The organism is Pseudomonas sp. AF32 (genome assembly GCF_022342325.2).
GTDB lineage: Bacteria > Pseudomonadota > Gammaproteobacteria > Pseudomonadales > Pseudomonadaceae > Aquipseudomonas > Aquipseudomonas uvaldensis.
Genome location: NZ_RQJK02000030.1, coordinates 1 through 22512, shown reverse-complemented (window position 1 = coordinate 22512; position 22512 = coordinate 1). Strand labels below are relative to the sequence as shown.

General features: G+C 57.9%; 14 protein-coding genes and 3 pseudogenes. 6 read left to right on the top strand and 11 right to left on the bottom strand.

The window, feature by feature from the left end; genetic code table 11:
- Positions 1-336: 336 nt before the first annotated feature.
- Both putA and EGM97_RS23595 read left to right on the top strand, forming a co-directional pair.
- Positions 337-4290: a trifunctional transcriptional regulator/proline dehydrogenase/L-glutamate gamma-semialdehyde dehydrogenase gene (gene putA / locus EGM97_RS23600; RefSeq protein ID WP_238964746.1), complete on the top strand. Its 3954-nt coding sequence runs from the start codon at positions 337-339 to the stop codon at positions 4288-4290.
- A gap of 172 nt (positions 4291-4462) precedes the next feature.
- Positions 4463-6265, top strand: coding sequence for an acyl-CoA dehydrogenase (locus tag EGM97_RS23595; RefSeq protein WP_238964745.1), 1803 nt, complete (start codon positions 4463-4465; stop codon positions 6263-6265).
- Positions 6266-6432: 167 nt separating this feature from the next.
- Here EGM97_RS23595 and EGM97_RS23590 read toward each other — a convergent pair whose 3' ends face one another.
- On the bottom strand, positions 6433-6735 hold the full coding sequence (locus EGM97_RS23590) for a cell division protein ZapA (protein ID WP_238964744.1): 303 nt from the start codon (positions 6733-6735) through the stop codon (positions 6433-6435).
- The gene (locus EGM97_RS23585; protein ID WP_238964743.1) at positions 6732-6962 is read right to left on the bottom strand and encodes a hypothetical protein; all 231 of its coding nucleotides are present in this window, start codon (positions 6960-6962) and stop codon (positions 6732-6734) included. The genes EGM97_RS23590 and EGM97_RS23585 overlap by 4 nt, the downstream gene beginning before the upstream one ends.
- 107 nt (positions 6963-7069) lie before the next feature.
- Here EGM97_RS23585 and EGM97_RS23580 point away from each other — a divergent pair.
- The 4 genes and pseudogenes from EGM97_RS23580 to EGM97_RS23565 all read left to right on the top strand — a co-directional run.
- Positions 7070-7990 (top strand): annotated as a pseudogene (locus tag EGM97_RS23580) (MCP four helix bundle domain-containing protein); the annotation flags it as partial.
- Positions 7973-8845: a methyl-accepting chemotaxis protein gene (locus tag EGM97_RS23575; protein ID WP_477788864.1), complete on the top strand. Its 873-nt coding sequence runs from the start codon at positions 7973-7975 to the stop codon at positions 8843-8845. The pseudogene EGM97_RS23580 and the gene EGM97_RS23575, both read left to right, overlap by 18 nt.
- Before the next feature lie 237 nt (positions 8846-9082).
- Positions 9083-9850: pseudogene (locus EGM97_RS23570) on the top strand (PAS domain-containing protein); the annotation flags it as partial.
- Positions 9824-10438, top strand: coding sequence for a methyl-accepting chemotaxis protein (locus tag EGM97_RS23565; RefSeq protein ID WP_477788863.1), 615 nt, complete (start codon positions 9824-9826; stop codon positions 10436-10438). The pseudogene EGM97_RS23570 and the gene EGM97_RS23565, both read left to right, overlap by 27 nt.
- Before the next feature lie 728 nt (positions 10439-11166).
- Here the strand turns inward: EGM97_RS23565 and EGM97_RS23560 are convergent.
- The 9 genes and pseudogenes from EGM97_RS23560 to EGM97_RS23520 all read right to left on the bottom strand — a co-directional run.
- Positions 11167-11577, bottom strand: a complete 411-nt coding sequence (locus EGM97_RS23560; protein WP_238964740.1) for a hypothetical protein — start codon at positions 11575-11577, stop codon at positions 11167-11169.
- A 260-nt stretch (positions 11578-11837) separates the two neighbouring features.
- Positions 11838-12227, bottom strand: coding sequence for a hypothetical protein (locus EGM97_RS23555; RefSeq protein WP_238964739.1), 390 nt, complete (start codon positions 12225-12227; stop codon positions 11838-11840).
- Positions 12224-12472 carry a hypothetical protein gene (locus EGM97_RS23550; RefSeq protein WP_477788860.1) on the bottom strand — a complete coding sequence of 83 codons (249 nt, stop codon included), beginning with the start codon at positions 12470-12472 and terminating at the stop codon, positions 12224-12226. The genes EGM97_RS23555 and EGM97_RS23550 overlap by 4 nt, the downstream gene beginning before the upstream one ends.
- Positions 12462-12527 carry a hypothetical protein gene (locus EGM97_RS23545; protein ID WP_372239194.1) on the bottom strand — a complete coding sequence of 22 codons (66 nt, stop codon included), beginning with the start codon at positions 12525-12527 and terminating at the stop codon, positions 12462-12464. Before EGM97_RS23545 ends, EGM97_RS23550 begins: the two co-directional genes overlap by 11 nt.
- Before the next feature lie 144 nt (positions 12528-12671).
- Positions 12672-13157 carry a hypothetical protein gene (locus EGM97_RS23540; RefSeq protein ID WP_072432182.1) on the bottom strand — a complete coding sequence of 162 codons (486 nt, stop codon included), beginning with the start codon at positions 13155-13157 and terminating at the stop codon, positions 12672-12674.
- A gap of 348 nt (positions 13158-13505) precedes the next feature.
- Positions 13506-14139 (bottom strand): annotated as a pseudogene (locus EGM97_RS23535) (hypothetical protein).
- A gap of 226 nt (positions 14140-14365) precedes the next feature.
- A complete protein-coding gene (locus EGM97_RS23530) occupies positions 14366-14827 on the bottom strand; it encodes a hypothetical protein (protein WP_143007951.1) in 462 nt (153 codons plus the stop codon).
- A complete protein-coding gene (locus EGM97_RS23525; RefSeq protein ID WP_477788862.1) occupies positions 14784-22109 on the bottom strand; it encodes a two-partner secretion domain-containing protein in 7326 nt (2441 codons plus the stop codon). Before EGM97_RS23525 ends, EGM97_RS23530 begins: the two co-directional genes overlap by 44 nt.
- A gap of 78 nt (positions 22110-22187) precedes the next feature.
- Positions 22188-22512, bottom strand: a 325-nt coding sequence (locus tag EGM97_RS23520; RefSeq protein WP_477788859.1) for a ShlB/FhaC/HecB family hemolysin secretion/activation protein, incomplete at its 5' end; no start/stop codon positions are given.

Here is a 22512-nt window from a genome sequence, read left to right as displayed (position 1 = left end):
CGATGCCCCTCGGCTTGGAACCGGTTGCACCTTGGCCGCGAATGCTATTCAACAAATGAAATAAGGTGCAACCTGTTTCGCTCGAATAAGTTGCACCTGATCGGTTTTTCCACCAGAACTGCGTTTTTTGCTCCATTTTTGTGCAGTAGAGACGGGCGCGCTATGAGCCAACGCACTAAGCCGGTGCAATGTAACGAGATCAGCGCTCACTTCCTGATGAGCAGCCTGATGTTTCGTCAAAAAAAGGGTTGCACCCGGTTGCACCTCATTCAGCTCGGGGCTAATCTTGCCGCCAGCTGATGCCACGCGATACGTGGTAAACATGAGGATAAAAATATGGCTACCACCACCCTTGGGGTCAAACTCGATGACCCGACCCGCGAACGCCTCAAGGCGGCCGCTACCTCGATTGATCGCACGCCACACTGGCTGATCAAGCAGGCAATTTTCAATTACCTGGAAAAACTCGAGGGTGGTGCAACCCTGACCGAGCTGAACGGTTCGACCCGCGTCGACAATGACGAGGCTGGCGATGTCCAGCCTGACCACGCTCACCAGTGCTTCCTGGAGTTTGCCGAAAGCATCCTGCCGCAATCGGTGCTGCGTGCCGCCATCACTGCCGCTTACCGTCGACCGGAACCTGAAGTGGTGCCGATGCTGATCGAGCAGGCTCGCCTGCCGGCGGAGATGGCCGAAGCCACTAACAAGCTGGCCGCTTCGATCGCGGAAAAACTGCGTAACCAGAAGAGTGCCGGTGGTCGCGCCGGTATCGTCCAGGGCCTGCTGCAGGAATTCTCCCTGTCGTCCCAGGAAGGCGTGGCGCTGATGTGCCTGGCCGAAGCGCTGCTGCGTATCCCGGACAAAGGCACCCGCGATGCGCTGATCCGCGACAAGATCAGCACGGGTAACTGGCAGCCGCACCTGGGCAACAGCCCGTCGCTGTTCGTCAACGCCGCGACCTGGGGCCTGCTGCTGACCGGCAAGCTGGTCGCTACCCATAATGAAGCGGGCCTGACCTCCTCCCTGAGCCGCATCATCGGCAAGAGCGGCGAACCGATGATCCGCAAGGGCGTCGACATGGCCATGCGCCTGATGGGCGAGCAGTTCGTCACCGGCGAAACCATCGCCGAAGCCCTGGCCAACGCGAGCAAATTCGAAGCCAAGGGTTTCCGCTACTCCTACGACATGCTGGGTGAAGCCGCACTCACCGAGCACGACGCCCAGAAGTACCTGGCCTCGTATGAACAAGCCATCCACTCGATCGGCAAAGCCTCCCACGGTCGTGGGATTTATGAAGGCCCGGGCATTTCCATCAAGCTTTCGGCCCTGCACCCGCGTTACAGCCGCGCCCAGTACGAGCGCGTCATGGACGAGCTGTACCCGCGCCTGCTGTCGCTGACGCTGCTGGCCAAGCAATACGACATTGGCCTGAACATCGACGCCGAAGAAGCCGACCGCCTCGAATTGTCCCTGGATCTGCTGGAGCGCCTGTGCTTCGAGCCGCAACTGACCGGCTGGAACGGCATCGGTTTCGTGATCCAGGCCTACCAGAAGCGCTGCCCGTATGTGATCGACTACGTCATCGACCTGGCTCGCCGCAGCCGCCATCGCCTGATGATTCGCCTGGTAAAAGGCGCGTACTGGGACAGCGAGATCAAACGCGCCCAGGTCGAAGGCCTGGAAGGCTATCCGGTCTACACCCGCAAGGTGTACACCGACGTGTCCTACATCGCCTGCGCCCGCAAGCTTCTGTCGGTGCCGGAAGCCATCTACCCGCAGTTCGCCACGCACAACGCCCATACGCTGTCGGCTATTTATCACATCGCCGGTCAGAACTATTACCCGGGCCAGTACGAATTCCAGTGCCTGCATGGCATGGGTGAGCCGCTGTACGAACAGGTTGTAGGCAAGGTTTCCGAAGGCAAGCTGAACCGTCCGTGCCGCGTGTACGCTCCGGTCGGCACTCATGAAACACTGCTGGCTTACCTGGTGCGCCGCCTGTTGGAAAACGGCGCGAACACTTCCTTCGTCAACCGCATTGCCGACCAGTCCATTTCCATTCAGGAACTGGTGGCCGACCCGGTCGCCAGCATCGAGCAGATGGCGACCCTGGAAGGCGGTTTCGGCCTGCCGCATCCGCGCATTCCCCTGCCGCGCGACCTGTACGGCAGCGAGCGCGCCAACTCCAGCGGCATCGACATGGCGAACGAACATCGCCTGGCCTCGTTGTCCTGCGCGCTGTTGGCAACCGCCCATAACGACTGGAAAGCCGCGCCGATGCTCGGTTGCGCCGCCAGCGAAGAAACACCGGCTCCGGTCCTGAACCCAGCCGATCATCGCGACGTGGTCGGCCATGTGCAGGAAGCCACGGTGGCTGACGTCGACAATGCCATCCAGTGCGCGCTCAACGCCGCGCCGATCTGGCAGGCCACGCCACCGGCCGAGCGCGCCGCGATCCTGGAGCGCGCCGCCGATCTGATGGAAGGCGAGATCCAGCCATTGATGGGGCTGCTGGCCCGTGAAGCCGGCAAGACCTTCGCCAACGCCATTGCCGAAGTTCGCGAAGCCGTGGATTTCCTGCGCTACTACGCGGTGCAGGCACGCAATGACTTCACCAACGATGCCCACCGCCCATTGGGCCCGGTGGTCTGCATCAGCCCGTGGAACTTCCCGCTGGCCATTTTCAGTGGCCAGGTAGCCGCTGCCCTGGCCGCCGGTAACCCGGTATTGGCCAAGCCAGCCGAACAGACACCATTGGTGGCCGCCCAGGCCGTGCGCCTGCTGCTCGAAGCCGGTATCCCGGAAGGTGTGCTGCAACTGCTGCCGGGCCGTGGCGAAACCGTCGGCGCCCGCCTGGTGGGTGACGAGCGGGTCAAGGGGGTGATGTTCACCGGTTCCACCGAAGTCGCTCGCCTGCTGCAACGCAACATTGCCGGTCGCCTGGACAACCAGGGTCGCCCGATCCCGCTGATCGCTGAAACCGGCGGCCAGAACGCCATGATCGTCGACTCCTCGGCCCTGACCGAACAAGTGGTGATCGACGTAGTGTCGTCGGCCTTCGACAGCGCAGGCCAGCGTTGCTCGGCCCTGCGCGTGTTGTGCTTGCAGGAAGATTCCGCTGACCGTGTCATCGAAATGCTCAAGGGCGCCATGGCCGAATCGCGCCTGGGTAACCCGGAACGCCTGTCGGTGGACATTGGCCCGGTGATCGACGCCGAAGCCAAGACCGGCATCGAGAAACATATCCAGGCCATGCGCGACAAAGGTCGCACCGTTTACCAGATGGCAATTGCCGACAGTGAAGAGTGCAAGCGCGGCACCTTCGTGATGCCGACCCTGATCGAGCTGGAAAGCTTCGATGAACTGCAGCGCGAGATCTTCGGCCCGGTGCTGCACGTAGTGCGTTACAAGCGCAAGGAGCTGGACCAGTTGATCAACCAGATCAATGCCTCCGGCTATGGCCTGACCCTGGGTGTGCATACCCGTATCGATGAAACCATCGCCAAGGTGGTCGACAACGTCCATGCCGGCAACGTCTACGTGAACCGCAACATCGTGGGTGCCGTGGTTGGCGTACAGCCGTTCGGTGGCGAAGGCCTTTCGGGCACCGGGCCAAAGGCCGGTGGTCCGCTGTACCTGTACCGCCTGCTGTCGACTCGTCCTACCGATGCGATCCAGCAGTCGTTCGTTCGCGCCGATGCCGTCAGCGCACCGGACCTGCGCCTGCGCGAGGCCATGAGCAAACCGCTGACCGCGCTGCAAGCCTGGGCCGACAGCCAGAAGCTCGCCGAACTGAGCGCCCTGTGCGTGCAGTTCGCAGCCCAGTCGCAAAGCGGTATCACCCGCCAGCTGACCGGCCCGACCGGTGAACGCAACAGCTACGCCATCCTGCCGCGCGAGCATGTGCTGTGCCTGGCCGAGGTGGAAGGCGACCTGCTGACGCAACTGGCGGCCGTACTGGCCGTAGGCGGCTCGGCCGTGTGGCCGGAAACCGATACCAGCAAGTCCTTGTTCGCACGCTTGCCGAAGGACATTCAGGCGCGCATCCAGCGGATTTCCGATTGGACCAAGGATGACGTGGTGTTCGACGCTGTCCTGCATCACGGCGACTCGGACCAGTTGCGCAGCGTCTGCCAACAAGTGGCCAAGCGTGCCGGCGCCATCGTCGGGGTCCACGGCTTGTCCCAGGGCGAAACCGGCATTGCGCTGGAGCGCCTGGTGATCGAGCGTGCGCTGAGCGTCAACACCGCGGCAGCGGGCGGTAATGCCAGCCTGATGACAATCGGTTGATCGCAGCTACAAGTTTCAAGCTGCAAGCTTCAAGTAAGAGCAGGACTGCAATTGCCCTTACTTGCCGCTTGCAGCATGAAACTTGTGCTGCTCTATCACCCCCATCAATCATCCTGTTCAACCTCTATTCCCCCACCTAGACTCGGCCCATCCCAAAACAAGGTAGGCCGCCATGTCCGAGACGCTGCTCAGTTCCCGCAACCTGGCTTTCGAGCTGTATGAAGTCCTCGACGCCGAGGGCCTGACCCAGCGCGAGCGGTTCGCCGAGCACACCCGCGAAACCTTCGACGCAGCCATTGATACGGCCCGCAACATCGCCGAGAAATATTTTGCGCCGCACAACCGCAAGAACGATGAGAACGAACCGCGCTACGAAGACGGCCAGGCCATTCTGATTCCGGAAGTGAAACCCGCGGTGGACGCCTTTCTGGAGGCGGGCTTCCTCAATGCTGCGCGCAGTTTCGAGGCGGGCGGCATGCAATTGCCGACGCTGCTGTCCCAGGCCTGCTTCGCGCATTTCCAATCGGCCAATGCCGCGTCGACGTCCTATCCATTCCTGACCATGGGCGCGGCGAACCTGATCGAAAGCTTCGGCGACGAGGCGCAGAAGCGCCGCTTCCTGCAACCGATGATCGACGGTCGCTTCTTCGGCACCATGGCCCTGACCGAGCCCCACGCGGGCTCTTCGCTGTCGGATATCCGCACCCGTGCCGAACCCGCACCCGACGGCACTTATCGACTCAAGGGCAACAAGATCTTCATCTCCGGCGGCGACCATCCGCTGTCGGAAAACATCGTGCACATGGTCCTGGCGAAACTGCCGGACGCGCCGCCCGGCGTTAAAGGCATTTCGCTGTTTATCGTGCCCAAGTTCCTGGTCAACGACGACGGCAGCCTCGGCAAGCGTAACGACGTGCTGCTGGCCGGGTTGTTCCACAAAATGGGCTGGCGCGGCACCACCTCCACGGCACTGAACTTCGGCGACAACGGCGACTGTGTCGGTTACCTGGTGGGGAAACCGCACCATGGCCTGAGCTACATGTTCCAGATGATGAACGAGGCACGGATCGGCGTCGGCATGGGCGCGGTAATGCTGGGGTACGCCGGCTACCTGTACTCATTGGAATACGCCCGCGAGCGTCCCCAGGGTCGGTTGCCCGACAGCAAGGATCCGACCACCGCCCCCGTAGCGATCATCCAGCACGCCGACGTGCGCCGCATGCTGCTGACCCAGAAAGCTTATGTAGAAGGCGCTTTCGACCTGGGCCTGTACGCGGCGCGACTGTTCGACGACACCACCACACTCGACAGCGAAGCCGAACGCCGGCGTGCCCACGAACTGTTGGACTTGCTGACTCCAATCGTCAAATCGTGGCCCTCGGAGTTTTGCCTGAAGGCCAACGAACTGGCGATCCAGATTCTCGGCGGTCATGGCTACACCCGCGAATACCCGGTGGAGCAGTATTACCGCGACAATCGCCTGAACCCGATCCACGAAGGCACCCATGGTATCCAGTCCCTGGACCTTCTGGGGCGCAAGCTGGCGCAGAATGGCGGCGCCGGGCTCAAGCAACTGATCCGCCTGGTAGCCGACACCACCGAACGCGCCCAGGCGCACGACTCACTGACGCCACTGCGCCAGCCGCTGGAAGCCCTGGTGGCGAGCCTGCAAACAGTCACCCTTGGCCTGCTGACGGACCTGGCCCAAGGCAAGGTCAACAGCAGCCTCGCCAACTCGGCGCTGTACCTCAAGGTATTCGGCCACATGGTGATCGGCTGGCGCTGGCTGGAACAAGCCATTCGTGCCGAGGAAGGTCTGGCCAGGGGCAATGCCGCGGACAGCGACTTCTATAAAGGCAAGCTGCAAGCGGCGCGGTATTTCCTGACGTGGGAAGTTCCCGGTTGCCACCATGAACTGGCATTGCTTGAGGCGCGGGACGATACGTGCCTGGGGATGCGGGATGAGTGGTTCTGATCCGGGTTTTGTAGCGCGACTCAAGTCGCTATCGCGAGCAGGCTCGCTCCCACATTGGCTCTGGGTGGACACAATATTTTTGTCCACCACAGACTCATTGTGGGAGCGAGCCTGCTCGCGATGACATAAGCACAGGCAACACTGCCTTACGAGCCGAATCGAGCCCTTCAGGCCTGCTGAATCGTCTTGGCAATGACATCCACCGTGGCGCTGACCTGCTCCTGGTAACGATCAAGCTCCGCTTGATGCTGCTTCTGCATTTCAATCTGCTGCGAACACAGGTTCATGGCCGCCAACACCAACAGGCGGTCGCCGATCAGTGTCGGGTATTTGCGCTTGGTATCGGCCAAAGCCGTCTTGAGCATCGCTGCGGCGTCCAGCAGAGCCTGTTCCTGCCCGGCCGGAGCCTTGATCGAATAGTCCTCTCCCAGGATCGAGATGACAGTCACCCCATTGGCACCCTGCTTCATGCGCTGACAGGACCTGCGCTGGCGCGCTCGATCAGCGCCTGGATGCGGGCGGCGGTGGCGCCATGGAGTTCTTCCTGTTCCATCAGGCTCAGTTGCAGGCTCTCGTTTTCGTCCTTGGCCCTGGCAAGTTCCGCGCTCAGGGTTTCATTCAGGCCGGCGAGGTGACGGTTCTGTTGCACCAGGTCATTGACCAGTTGCTCCAGCTGGCTGAGGGATGCTTCCAACATATTGATTTCCAGGCTTTTTCAGGGGGCGCGTACGATAAAGAAAAGTGACCGCCAATGCCACGGTCCAGCGGCGGCGGTACTTCGCTGGCGAGTCGTAAAGACTGTGAATGAGGAGTCTGGTTCCTACCCTTCGTCGCTTTGCCGGGATGCCTTGCGACAAAAGGCCCCAGGTCGCTCAAGACTTCATTCATATGTCCGATAAGCCTGTAAATACCAGCCACAGCCCCGCACGGACGCTCCTTCACCCGGTACATTCCATGTCTCTACGTAATATGAACATCGCGCCGCGGGCGTTCCTCGGGTTTGCCCTGATCGGCGCCCTGATGCTGGCACTCGGGGTATTTGCCCTGAGCCAGATGAGCAAGATCCGCACGTCCGGCGAGAACATCGTCGAAAACAGCGTGCCCAGCATCAAGGCTCTCAACGAATTCACCCAGCTCTCGCTGCGTCTGCGGGTGCTCTCCTATCGCTTGCTGGTCAACCGTGAAGCGGACGTCCAGCAGAAAACCTATGAGCTGTTCGACCAGCGCAACCAACAGTTGCGCACTGCCCAGGCCACGTATGAAAAACTCATCAGCGCTGCGGATGAACGGGCCGCCTATGACCAACTGGTACAACTGCTGGGCCAGTACCGTCAGCTTGAAGATCGGATGAAAACCCTGTCGCGCAACAACCAGATCGATGACTTGCGCGCCCTGCTCAACACCGAACTGTTGAGTAATTCCGATGCCGTCAACGCGGCCATCGGCCGCCTGGTGGAAATCAACAACCTGCAAGCCGAATCCCTGAACCAAGGCGCAACGCAGCAATATTCGATGGCGTTCAACTGGGTCGTCACGCTGCTGGTCATCGCCACCGGCCTGACCCTGTTGTTCGCCTGGCTGCTGACCAACAGCATTACTCGCCCGATCGCCAATGCCCTGGACGCTGCCGAAGAAATCGCCAAGGGTAATCTGACCCGGCCGATCACTGTCGATGGCAGCGACGAAGCCGGTCGCCTGCTGCGGGCGATGTCGACCATGCAGGAAAAACTGCGGGACACCCTGCAGCGTATTTCCGGCTCGGCCACGCAGCTGGCCTCCGCCGCGGAAGAACTCAACAGCGTCACCGACGAAAGCGCTCGGGGCCTGACCCAGCAGAACAACGAAATCGAACAGGCCGCTACGGCGGTGAACGAAATGACCAGCGCCGTGGAAGAAGTGGCACGCAACGCGGTCAGCACCTCCGAAGCCTCGAGAAATGCCACCACTTCCGCCGGCGACGGTCGGGATCTGGTGCAGGAAACGGTGGGCGCCATCGAACGCATGAGCGCCGACGTGCAGAGCACCGCCACGCTGATCGGCAACCTGGCCGACGAATCCCGTGACATCGGCAAGGTCCTGGACGTGATTCGTGGCCTGGCGGACCAGACCAACCTGCTGGCCCTGAACGCAGCCATCGAGGCGGCACGGGCCGGTGAGGCCGGTCGTGGTTTCGCCGTGGTAGCGGACGAGGTCCGTGCCCTGGCCCATCGCACCCAGCAGTCGACCAGCGAGATCGAACGCATGATCGGCAGCATCCAGAGCGGCACCGAGCAGGCTGTGGACTCGATGCGCAACAGCACCGAACGTGCCGAGTCGACTCTGAATATTGCACGGGGCGCCGGCATGTCCCTGGACACGATCAACGCGGCCATCGTCGAGATCAACGAGCGCAATCTGGTGATCGCCAGCGCTGCCGAAGAACAGGCCCAGGTGGCTCGTGAAGTGGACCGCAACCTGGTGAACATCCGCGACCTGTCGGTGCAATCGGCCACCGGCGCCAATCAGACCAGCGCTGCCAGCGCCGAACTGTCGCGCCTGGCGGTGGACCTGAACAGCATGGTTGGGCGTTTCAGCCTCTGACCTTTGAGCATGCCCAGGTCTGACGTGGGCATGCCTCACCTCGCTCCGCGGTTGTCTTCCGGCCCGCGGAGCATTCCTGGCGGCGCTCTCGCACCTCTGGCCCCCTATAGAACCTGAACACTGAACTCGGCGTTTTTTGACGCCGAAACATGATTACGCCAGCCCCTTCAGTTCCGCCATCGGCGTGTCGATAGCGAGATATGGTCCGGTCATCTCCGGGTTCGCCGAGGGTACGTCATGTTTAATACAACTCTAAAAAGTGAACTGACGGCTAGGACAGCCGAATTAACGACATACAAGGGACTGGTTGGCGCCTTGGAACGGTCGATGGCCGTTGTCGAGTTCAGTCCCGACGGCAAGGTGCTCCGTGCGAACGAAAACTTTCTGAAAACCATGGGCTACCGTGCAGAGCAGTTGGCCAGCCTGTCCCACCGCGATTTCTGCACCCCTGCGCTGGCGGGCAGCGCCGAATACCGCGAATTCTGGAACCAATTGCGCGCCGGTCAGTTCGTTTCCGGGACTTTCCAACGGCGCAGCGGGCGCGGCGAGACGGTATGGCTGGAAGCCAGCTATAACCCCGTGGTCGATGAGCACAATCGCGTGGTGAAAGTGGTCAAATACGCCTTGGATGTCACCGCCAAGGTCGCGAACGAGGCGGAAATCCGCGGCAAGCTGGCAGCCCTTGACCGCGCCATGGCGGTGATCGAATTCGACCTCAGCGGCCACATCCTGACCGCAAACGACAACTTCCTGAGGACCATGAACTACACCTTGGCCGAACTCCAGGGTAAACATCACCGGATGTTCTGTGAGCAAAGCCTGGTGAACAGTCCGGAATACAGTGATTTCTGGCGCCGCCTGAACGCCGGTGAGTTTTATAGCGGTCAGTACAAGCGTCTCGGTAAACACGGCAAGGTCGTCTGGCTGGAGGCCAGCTACAACCCGGTCTTCGATGCCGAAGGCAAGCTGTACAAGATCGTGAAGTTCGCCAGCGACATCACCGAACGAGTCGAAAAGTTCGAGGAAGACTCTCGCGGCGCCTCACGCGCCTACCACATCTCCGCCGAGACCGAGCGGGTGGCCGAACAGGGCGCCCAGGTTATTCAGCAGACAGCCAGGGAAATGCGCCAGATCGCCGACAACATCGGCGCCTCCGCGCGTCTGGTCGGACAACTGGGTTCGCGCTCGGAGGAAATCACCGCCATCGTCAACACCATCCGCGGCATCGCCGACCAGACCAACCTGTTGGCCCTCAATGCCGCCATCGAAGCCGCACGGGCCGGCGACCAGGGTCGGGGCTTCGCGGTGGTCGCTGATGAAGTCCGACAGTTGGCGGGGCGCACAAGCCGCTCGACAGCGGAGATCGCCGAGATGATCGGCATGATCCTTTCCGAAACCCGCGAAGCCGTCACAAGCATGAACGTCACCCACGAAGGCGCCCTGCGCGGCGTGACCCTGGCGGACCAGGCCGGATCGGTCATCGTACAGATCCGCACCGGGACGACAGACGCACTCGAAGCCGTGAGCATGTTTGCATCCAAGCTCGACGAGTCCGAGGTCATTCCGAAAACGGCAGTTGGCTGGGTTGGCTGAGAGGGTTCAGGGGGAGCTCGTGTCCTTTGTCATAACGCCCAACGGATGGGATCTCCGTTGGGACAACAGACCGCGCTTATGAAGAATGGGGACTGAAGAATCGAAGAATGCAGAAGAATGGGGACACCCATTAGCCGGCCTCAAGTCAAGGCTAAAAGCCAACCCATCCCTGCAAAATAAATCTGTCCCTTTTTTTGTGGCTTACATAGCGTCACAGTAAATTTCGCCTTATCTACATAGTTTTTATCTCTGAAATCAGAGCCAAAAACTCAGCTTCAGTCAACTCAAATTCCTCACCCTCCTCCATTGCAATCAGCGTGAGGAGCACTCGATCCATGGGCGCAGTTATTTCTAAGCCATGATTTTGATATATTTCAAATGCGGCTTTCGAAATCCTAAAAACCTCGAAACCATCAACCAATGTTTTTTCTAAATCCGTTGCAAGATCGGCTTGTGAGTAAATTATTTCCAGTTCTTCAAAAAAGAAAAAAGGGGGACAGATTTATTTACCAGCACAAAAAACAAATCCGCCCCCTTTTCACACTGCCGATATAAATCCGCAAGCCAAATAAAATAGATTCGGCTATTGCGGCAAAAACGCACATTCCGGCAATCCAACGACAATATCGTAAAAACATTTAATACCCCTTCACAAGTACGAGAAAACAGGGCAGATCGATTAACGAACCAGTAACAAATTAGTTACCCCCTTACTCCCCCTTCCAACCCTATCGCATCCCACTAAAAGGATCCCCAACCGAAGATCCAAATTCAGCAATGGCGGACTTTACTTCAGCACTTACTTCATCAGACAGACTTTTACTTGCCTGAGAACATATAAATGCGTACAACCCCTCCAGACCTAAATACGCAACCACAGAGACAATTACCTGAGCAGCCTCCAAATTACGCCCATCCCAAAGATTTTTAAGCGAACCTTCTATCCTCCCTCTCAACTTATCACAGAGTAACGAGTACGTATGCCACTGTCGCTCACTGAGCTCTGACAGAGCAGCTAAAAACACATAACCACTGCACTCTGAATTCTCAAAGCAGCCCACAACCTCAACAAACTCCAAATACAGCTCAGCTTCAGTCATACCATCTGGCAGAGCAGAATAATAAGAGATATCTTTCATCTAAAATCCATCGGGATATGTGTAATATTCGACGCCTTTTTATAAAGCACCCCATCCTGACCTAACAACTTCCCACCTATTTTTATTTGCGCAGTCCATCCGGAGCCCGAGTTAGATCCAAAGAAAAAAGGGGACAGATTTATTTACCAGCACAACAAATAAATCTGTGCCCTTTTCACCTGTGAGGCAGGGAGGCCGGCCAGATAACTCTCAGAGTTATTTACGAATCAGCACAAAGATGCCACACCATCACCCTCCAATCAATTCAATAATCCGCCCATCACTTCTGACGGACCTGTGGATAATAAACCTTGCTCACCCTCATCAAATTCACCAAGCCTCCTAAAAAGCAGCCCTTTCTTTTCACTTATCAAGTAATGCAAATCCAAATCATCCGATACATTCCCGGACCATCCCACATCCAAAATACTTTTCACATCAAACCCGCTAGGCAGCGCAGCGATATATGAGCAGCGTTCAACCTCAAGAATTTTCGCCAAAAACTCAACTGAATGTCTCGATAGCCGCACAGCACCAAAAAATTTTAACTGCCCATCTGCCTCAACCATGCGTTCTTGCAGTTCACTGCCGCCTACAACTTCATTTCCGCGAAAGCTTAAAGCCCCCCACAACTTTCGGTATCGGATCACTCGTGTATCTGGCTGCCATGCTGAGTTACCAACAAAAAACCAGACGTCGTAACCGAGTAAGTTTTTTCAATTAATGAGAAAATATAATCTAACACCAGAACCAAAGAGCTACTTGATGACTCAGCAACCATAAAACTCGCTACAGAGATGGCCTCGGCCGCCCCTCTCTGCGGACGGTTAATATTGAATACCTCGTTCGGTATAGAAATATTAGGCGCGCTCAAAATTTCAATATCAATAGTCATAGTGATTTCCGATTTCATCATTAAAGTGGGAGCCGCGATTTTGTGGATTTCCCACACCGAAATCATGACCCCTTGCATCATCACGGATCCTTACCGTTCTTACCAAAAAAGGGGGACCCCAAAAAAAGAGCAAAAAAAGGGGACAGATTTATTTACCAGCACAAAAAACAAATCCGCCCCCTTTTCACCTAAACAAACACTATGCGCAAGTCAGCAATCTTTCACGAATAGCATGTTGAGTTGGCAAAGAGATAAAAATATCTTCGCCCACTTCTTGAAAATCATCGACCCATCTGTAAATTTTATAGCCACTATGAAACGCAGATACCAGACTTAACAGTAGAACCTCGTCCAACTCCAATCCGCCCTCATCTAACTCCAAAATCACGAGAGCTTCGTCTGTAACATCTAAAGACAGGGAGCAGCCCTCATTCCGCAAATATTCCTTAAGCGCGCCCCCTTTGAGCATCTCAACTCTTATCCAGGGTTCGCTATTTTGCTGATTACTCCACTGTTTATTGACTTCCCACTTGTTAACTTTCAAGTCAAGAAAGCTGCACTCATTGAAAACTTCTTGATCCTGAATATAAGAGACAGGTACATCGCCCCATGCCCGTCTGACCAATATCTCTCTTTCGGGTAAAGCTATCCCTTGTTTTATAACCACAGCATATTTACTGCTCATTACATATTCCCTGTTTCTTGCAATCGTTTCAGCCCCTTCTCAGCATTTCTAACCAACTGGGCCCGTGCAGACTGAGGCAAACGTTTAAATGCTTTATCGATTTGAGGCGCCAAGAAAAAAGGGGACAGATTTATTTACCAGCCTGACAAATAAATCTGTCCCCTTTTCGTTCATTGATGCTGAAGAATTTGCCGTCTACGATCCATTGGGGCTGTGTCCTTGGTTCGCTGGTGTGTGTTCGCAACTATCACCGTAGACCAAGACCAGCCCCTCTTAATTTTTCGCTTTCAGTTCAATCGCTTAGCCGCTAAGGAAGTGCCATTCAAATCTGCCCCCTTTTCGTCCACCTTACGTTCCTGGCCTATAATCATCAATCGACTTATTTTTTATCTTTCAATAAAGATGCAATGAAATCTGAATTAAAATCTGTCAGAAATTCAATAGCGTCATAGACTTTCCAGCGATGCACCTCGGGCTTATCGATTATAGCAATAAGATGATTTTCAATAAGAGGCACATATTCCGTTTAATTCTCACGCCTCACAAAATCAAAAATCTTGGCTATTTCGAAGATTTACTACTTGCTAAAGCAATGATTTTTGAAAGGATAGAATATATCTGAGCCCTAGCAACTTCGATATCCCCACGATCAGCCACGTTGGAAAAATACCGAGTAACAGCCAAGAGTATCTGGTAATAAGTATCGTCGTACCCATATACCCGATGAGAATAAATCCCCTCGATTTGCTCTGGCTTTTCCATACTTGCTTCCAAAGCAATCAAGCCTTCATGGATGCCCAAACTAGTCAGTAATTTTGCGGCAAAAAATCTCTCCTCATCATTACTAGCATTACGAATGCAGATCTAGCACAGCACTAATTCTTTCCTGCGGGATATCCTCCGGATCCAAGTCCCCTGCGCTCACGGCATAATCTGCATGCCCTGGAACGCTATTCAACAACTCGTACTTTTCAGGCCCCATAAAACACCTTTATTTCTTTACTCTATAATGTAGACCGCCGGCACACAACCCTTGATCAAACATTCACCATCGCGTTTGGCATCCCCCAAATCTCTATGGGCGTTAATCACCGAGTCGCTGTTACTGAAGCAAAAAAATAAAAAAAGGGGACAAAAAATAAGGACAGATTTATTTACCAGCATGACAAATAAATTTGCCCCTTTTTTCGCCACCTTTTCTAACCGCTTCAAACAACCACTACATCACCGGAATCCAAGTAAATTGTATAAGCCTCATAACCACTGTCGTTATCCGGTTCAACAACAATACTGTCGCCTGAGTTAAATAGTATCTGCAGCGCTGCTGCCTCAACCTCTCTAACCGACAGGACATCCTGTAGCAAAAAATCCAATAACGGCGCACTTGTGGATGAATCAGAAAACCGTCTTTGCCCTAACACGCCATTTACTTCATATTTCAAACCACCTTCCACACAAAAAGAGACTCTATATGGAGAGATGCCAGCAGAAATCTGGGGGCGTGAAAATTCCAATTTCGTCATTCGCACACCAAAACATACCATCTCCAGATAACAGCCGGATAGCAGTGAAAAGTCAAAATCAGCCGGTAATGAGTACATACGCCACCTTGATTGATAAATAGCTTCAACGACGAATCGGCGGCAAAGAGTCAGGAAGAAGAGGAACATGTGTATCCCCCTGACCTTTCCCCGGTTTGCCTGTTGCGGGGTTCATTGGTTGCTTGCCGGAGTTCTGCCAGCGCCAATATCCATTCTCATATCCCGGGACAGGTGATGAGCCAGGCGGCATAACTCGGATGTGCTCTCCTTTTGCCGGATCAGTTCCAGGTGGGTAGTAGATTTCCCCACCATTTTTCCCTGGCCGACTGATCCATCCGAATGGAATTACAGGAGCCTGCGGGGGATTTGATATCTGCTCTAGAGTTTGTGGTGTCTTCGCCCCACCTTTCGCACTATTATCCCCAACAACCCCAACCTTAACCCCGGTTGTACCACCCTTCCCCCCAGCCGTCGACGCGAACAATCCCCGATCCGGACTCAATCCATCCGACGCAAGCTCGGCCAGTAATGCAGCGCCATCGCCTTTTTCGGTACGCGTATTCTCGATAATGCCGGTATTGATGGCCCGCTCGTTACTCCGCGTGATTTCCCAAAGTGCTACCGAGCGATTCAGCCCTGAGCTTCTGCCGTCATGCAGCAATTTTTCATTGGCCGAAATCTCATCCGCCAGCTGCTTCGTAATCTGCGCACAGCCCGCCGGATTCTGCAGGCAGTACTGTCCAAACTCCCGGTTTCGGGCTGTGTCGAGGTTGTTGTAAAAATCACGGATGGATTGGCAATCAGCTGGTGATGTGCAGCTGTTGAGCTTTTGTTCTCTCTCCACCAATTCCGCATGGAACAGATAGTTGAACGCGGTCGCTTTCTCGGCAATCTTCGAACCTGTATCGAGATCGCCGTTGACCGCGGCCGCAGCCAGTAGCCCCGTTAGTTGCGAGAGCATCAGTTGCAGATGTTCGTTTTTATCCGCCACCTTGACCATGCTGGGAATCAGCGCTTCGTTCAAACCGGCGGCGACTGCCCCCGTTTTGAAATCACTGCCTGTCAGTTCAGCCAGCAGGCCACCCATGATCGCGTGGGCCACAATTTTCTGAGGGCCGCCATCCGGGAACTTGATGGTATCGCCCACCCAGTTGAAACCGGTCGCCATCGCCACATTGCCGGCCTCTCCCAGCAGGGCAGCATTGAAGTTGCTGCCGAAGCTGCCGCCTCCAATCGCTGTGGAAATGCTACTGGAGATGAGCGCTTTCCCAGTTGTGCGGACTGCCGTGTCAGTCGCGTTACTCCAACGGAAGATATCCTTGGATGAATTACGCGCGCTTGATGCTGAACTTGCCGAACCCGTCGAACCCGCCGACGGCTCGACGCCTTGAGTTGCAGTATTGGCGCTGTCGGCACTGGTAAACCATTCTTTGTCCGCGTATTCGAACGCATAGGCGGTAAAACCGGCAATCGCCGCACTCTTCAAGCTATCGGCGCTCACTGTTTCCTTTAGCGCACGACCCAGGTTGCCTTTGTTCTCAATAGTACTGGTGACTGCGGTGGTACTCAGGCTGGTGGCTACCGCAAGGTTGGTGCCTGACAGTCCGAAGCCGGCCGGGCCCATGATGAACGACATCAAAATCGCGATGGCGATTTTGGCTCCGGCACCCAGACCGGAGTTTTCATACTTGAAGCTGTCGTGGATTTCCTTCACCTGACGCCAGTCGATGTCGCCACGCGCCTCGGCCTGTTTCATCCAGGCCAGGCCCGGTTCAGCCTTCACCATCGCGTCGATGGTCTGGCTGACACTCTGTTTATCGACTTGCTTGACGTCGATACGCAGGCCGTCAACGGCCTTGATGACCAACTGTCCTTGGGCGACAAGCTCGCTCTGGCGCAAGGTTTCGTCGGTGCGTCCCTCGCCTTTCATCTTGTACCAGGCCAGGTCACCTTTGCTCTTGGTGTGGCTTTCGTCGTGGTAGTCCTTGACCCCCTCGAAGATGATTCGCCCACCACTGTCTAGGGTCAGGTCATTGCCACTTTGCAGCTTCGCCACCTGGTAGGTCTGATCCCCACCGCTGATCAGTTTCAGGTTGCCCCCGGCCTTGATCTCGCTGCCGATATGAGTGATCTGAGTCACCTCATCCCGCCTTGCGGCGTTACTGCCCCATCCCCCCTTCTTCTTCATGTCATACAACGAGTAATCCCGATTCTGCTCAGCCAGCAGACTTATCTGCTTAGCCGCAACCAGGTAAGCCTCGTCACCCGCCGTAATCCTGCTCGCCACCACCGACAGGTTGTTGCGCGCAGCAATCGCTACATCCCCGCCCGCATTGAGGGTGGTCGCCTGCTGCTGGACGTGATCCTCTTCCTTGTTGATCTTCTTGCCACTGCGCTTGTAGCGGTATTCGCTGGCGTCTTCGTTCGCTGCCGAGATCAGGGAAACGTCGGTGCCGGTCAGGTTGATATCGCCTTTGGCTTCGAGGTGGCTGGCGACGACGGTCAGGTTTTTGCCGGCGGTGGCGTTCAGGTCACCACCGGCCTGGATTTCGCTGGCATGCTGGACGGTCTGGCGCTGTTCCCAGAAGTGGCGCTTGTCCTTGCGCATCGAGCCGCTTTCTTCGCGAGCCGCGGAGATGACGATGTCTTTTCCGGCGCTCAGTTCGATGTCGTTGCCCGCCGTCATCGCGCCGCCGACGTTCAGCAAGTCACCCGCCGCCCGCACGGTGAGGTTGTTGCCGGCCTCGATGCGCGCGGCATTGTCGACCACCGAGGTTTTCGAACTGAAGCCCGTGCCGCTGTTCTCAACAGTGGTGACGGTGCGGTCGTTGCGAATATCCCCGCTCAACGTCGACAGTTCGACGTCCTTGCCCTTGAGGATGCCGCCTTGCATGTTGACCAGGTCCTTGCCGGCGACCAGCTTGAGGCGCTCGCCGGCCTCGGCCAGGCGCGTGTTGACCAGGTTGTTCCCGGCCGCTGCCGAGAGGTTTTCGCTGGCGTGCAGCGTTCCGGCGTTCTTGAGGTCGGAGCCGGCAATCAGCGTGAGGTCCTTGCCCTGGATCAGCGCGCCATCGGCCATCAACCGGCGGTTGGCCTGGGCCAGGTAGAGCACCGGCACCAGCACATGCTCGCCATTGATCACCTGGTCTTCCATCCAGACGATGTCATGGGTCAGCGCGGCGACCTGCTGCGACGTGAGGGTCACGCCAACGGCCAGGTTCAGTTGTTCCTTGCTGGCGATGGCGTTGCTCATCAGGTACTTGAACACGCCTTCATCGCTGGTCTGCCCGGCAATGAATCGCTGTCCGGTGCGGGCGAGTACCGCCTGCTGGACCAGGCGCTGCTCGTACAGGCCATCGCCCAGGCGCTTCCAGCTGGTGTCGGGGTCGTAACCCAGGTTGCCCAGCAGGTAGTCCGAACTCAGGAACTGCCTGAGGTCGGTCAGCGCAGGGTTGGTTTCGATCAAGTACTTGGGCCCGACGATGGCCCGGCTCGCATCCGAGCCCTGGACGGTGGCCCGGCTCTGGTCACGGCTGCCTTGCGCCGCCGCCGCGCTGTCGACGACGCGGAACAGGCCATTTTCCCCCGTTGGCAAGCTGAACCCGGGCATGCTGGTCGGGTTGACCTGTTGCTGCGCGAGGTCCGGCGGTAACTGCGGGTTGAGCACCACCACCGCAGGCTGCGTGGAGGGGGCGACGTCCGTCGCCGCTGTTCTGGCCGCCCCCGCCAATGGCGCCTGGAACTGCACGATGCTGCTGTTTTCCAGTTTCTGGGTGGCCTGGATGTCGACATTGCCCCCCGATTGAACGACCGCCGGCGCCATCGGCGCACCCGGTGTCACGGTGGTGATGTCACCCACCTGGCGGAAGCTGTTGAGTGCATCGACCGGGACTTCCTTGGGGTTGGCCTGGGCGTTATAGGGAACGATGAAGCGCGAACGGAAACGCTCGTCGGTTCCGTCGGTCACCCTGCCGGTGTTCCAGGTCCGCGTCCTGACGCTGGTACCGGCAGCGGCGCCGACATTGGCAAAGTTGTCCGCCTTGATCAGCAGGTCGGCGCCCGAGGCCATGACGCTGTGGTGGTTGGCTACCGCAAGGCCGTCGATGGTCAGCTTGCCGCCGCTCATCAAGGTGGCGCTGGCCGAGTCCTGGAGCACCACGCTCTGGTAGGTTTCATTGGCGATGTAGTCGACGTTATGGTGGTCGCCGCTGCAGTCGTAGCATTTGACGCTGATGGAACCCGACACCAGTTGATCGGTGGTGGTAAAGACGTCCTTGCGGTTGATCAGGACATTGCTGCGCAGCGACATGTCCTTTGCCGACTCCAGGGTGCCGGAGATGTTCTTGAGCAACTCACTGCGAGCGACGCCATCTCGCGCCGCGACGTTCAGCGCCCCCAGGCTGTAGACGTCGCCAAAATAGTTGGTGAAGGTGTTGAAACGCAGCGCCATGTCCGAGCCGCTGAAGATCAAGCCGCGATCGTTGCGCGCCTCGTTGGCGGTCAACTCCACAGCTTCGGCACCTCCGAGCGTGCCGGTGTTGGTCAGGCGGGTCGCGGCCAGGGAGAACTTGCCGCCACCGGTGATTCGCCCGCCATTATTCACCGCCCCCAGGCCGGTGATGCGGGTGTCGCCGCCCCCGGCCAGGCGCGAGCCGCTGGACAGATCAACGCTGGCCGCGCTCAAGTCAAACCGACCGACGCTTTTGACCCGACTGCTGCCCGTGCCGACATAGGCACCGGTCAGCCTCAGATCGAGAGCATCATCGCTGCCGATGACGCCGGCGTTGTTCCAATTGCCGCCCGTGGCGAGCAGGCTTTTGACGGCGAGCAAGCTACCGCTGTCGGATTGATTGAGCTGGCCGACCTTCAGGTCGAGGACATCGGCCTGGATAACCGAGCTGTTGTCCCAGCGTGCCGCGTCGACGGTCAAGGTCCCCGATGTCGTCAGACTGCCGCCGACGTTACTGAACCTGGCGATGTCCATGTCCAATGTGCCGGTGCCCACATGCCGGACATTGCCGCCAGTGTTCTGGAATGCCGCCATCTGCAAGGACAGATCCTGGGTGGCGGCCTCGATGGTGCCGCGCTGGTTGTTCAGCAATTGAGTAACCGTCAGAGTCGCGGCCCCCTGGGGGCCGACCGAACGCAGCTTGCCGCCCTGGTTGTCAATCGACGCGGCACCGATCAGCAGGCCATTGGCCCCCTCCACCAGGCCGAGCTGGTTGATCAGTGCACCGGTCAGGCCGAAATCGATGGTGTCTCCCGCTGCTCGTCCATCGCTGTTGTCCAGGTCACGGGCCCGTACCGTCAGTGCCTGCTTGGCAAGCAGGTCACCGTTGCGGTTGTCGAGCGTGACGGTGGTGACTTCAGCGGGCCCGGACAGGGCCGACACTTGCCCGCCATTGTTGAGCAGCGCCTGCTTTGCATTGAGCTCGACAGACTGTGCCTGGATCAATCCGGCATCGCCGCCTGCGCTGAGCGATTTGCCGTTGTCCAACACCTTGTCGAGCGTGGCTTTCAACCAGCCCCCGACACTGGCCAGCACGCCGCCACGGTTATCGAGATTGAGTGCCTCGACGTCCACGTTACCGGCCTGGGTGATGGCGCTGCCGTCCCGGTTGACGAAGTCGCCGGAGACATCGACCTTCAAGTCACCCTGGCTGAGCAGGCTGCCGTTGCTGTTATCGACACTACCACCGCGGATCGTCAGCCCCTGTTCGGTGCTGATGATCGCCTTGCCGGTGTTGAGCAATTGCCGGTTGGCCGTCAGGCTCATGGCCTTGACCGAGGCGATATAACCGTCGTTCGTGTTGCTGATGCTGTCGGCGGTCAGGGTGAGTTTTCCCTGGCTGATCAACGTGCCGTTCTGCTGGTTGAAGTTTTTCAGCGTGGCGACGAGGTCGCCCTGGCTGGTGACCTGTCCGCCGCTGTTTTCAACCTCGTTGCCTTCAAGGGTCAGCCCGGCGTCGGAGGCCATTTTGCCGCGGCTGTTATCGAGCTTTTTCGCGTCGATCTTCAGCGTGCTCTTGCCACTGATGACACCTTCACTGTTCTTTAGCGCCCCGGCGACCAGGGTCTGTTCGCCGTCGCTGGCGAGGGTGCCTTTGCCACGGTTATCCAGCGTTCCGGTCGCTGTCGCTTTCAGTTGGCCCTGGCTGACCAGGGTGCCGGCGCGGTTGTCGATGTTTTTGCCGTTGACGGTCAGGGTTCTTCCCGCAGAGAGCGTGCCGCCGCGGTTGTCGAGGGTCTGCGTGGTGGTGGCTTTCAAGTCACGACTGGCGACCACGCTTTGCCCACGGTTGTCGATGCTGGCCGCCGTGAGAACGACGTCGCCCATCTGGTTGCGGGTGTTGTCTGCATTGACCCCGGCTTCGATGACCCCCAGGTTGTTGAGCTGGCCGTCGGCCGTCAGCGTGACGTTGTCACGCGCGGCAATGGCGCGTCGGTTGTTGATGTCGCCCTGGGTGGTGGTTGCCTGGACATGGCGGCCCGCATAAATCTTGTCCTGAGCGTCCAGGCTTTTGGCGTTGATCTCGACGGCGCCCGCCGCCGTGGTCTGAGCCAGACTCAAATGCCCATTGGCATCAAGCTGAATATCCCCACCACTGGCAACCATCTTGCCATCCAGCTTCACCCCCACACCGGCCTCGGTCCCCACCAGCTTGATGGCGCCTGCGTACATGCCGCCCAAGGCCGAGGAGTCGATCGCCAGTTGCGGCTTGGCGCTGCCGTCATCGGCCCGTGCAGTGGCCTTGAGGGTCGCGGCATCGACGTCGTTGCGACCGGCGACGAGGGTCAGGTTTTTCGCCTGGATCTCGGCGTTGATCCGGGCGCTGCGGGTGATGATTTCGAAGCTGTCGATGTTGTTGGCGTTGAGGCCCGCGCCTTCGATGGCGACGCTGCCATGGTCCACTTGGTAGCGACTCAAGCGACCATTTTCGATCACCGGTTTGCCGGTGGTCAGGGTCGCCTTGGGCGTGTTGATGAAGCCACAACCGTTGCAGGTGATGCCGTAGGGGTTGGCGACAATGACATGGGCCGACTGCCCCGCCACTTCGGTGTAGCCACGCAGTTGACTGGGGTTGCCGCCGTTGACTTCGTTGAGAATCGTGGTGGCCGCGGTGCCGCCCAGGTTCGGGTTGCCAAGGATGATCCCACCCAGTTGCGTGGACTGGGTGCGGGAGGTAGCGTTATTGAGGATTACACCGTTGCTGCCGACGTTGTAATCCGTGAACTGGTTGTGGGACAGACCGTTGCCATTGGGCTTGGCGATGTTGACGATGGGCACGCCATTGCCCGCCTGGCCGAGGCTGGTGCCCGGTGCGCTTACGACGATGCCATCGGCCTGAGCCCACATCGGTTGCCAGAACATGACGTTGGCCAACAGGAACGCTAGGCCGCGCTTGGGCATGCCGCAGAACAGATCGCGGTTTTTGTGGGCAGCAGAAGGTTGGCGGTCATCCATGTTCAGGTCTCGTTGCAGCAAGAATTAGAGGAGTACATCCATCCGGAAATAGATCGGCGCTTCGCGCTCGGTGATGGCATCCGGACGTTCCAGGGAATGGGCGAAAGTGACACTGGCGCTCAGGTGCTCGCCGCGGGCAAACAACTCCACCGAGTTGCTCGACATGCGCCCGTGCTGATTGCCGTTGTAGCGGTCACCACGAATCACCCCCTGGTCATAGCCGAGGCTGGTGCCGTATTCGGCGAACACCGGGCGCAGCCACTCCAGGGTGACCGGGCGGCTCCAGCGCAGGTCGTTGCGCCAGTAACCGCCGCTGTCCCCGGACAGCGATTGGTCCTTGTAGCCACGA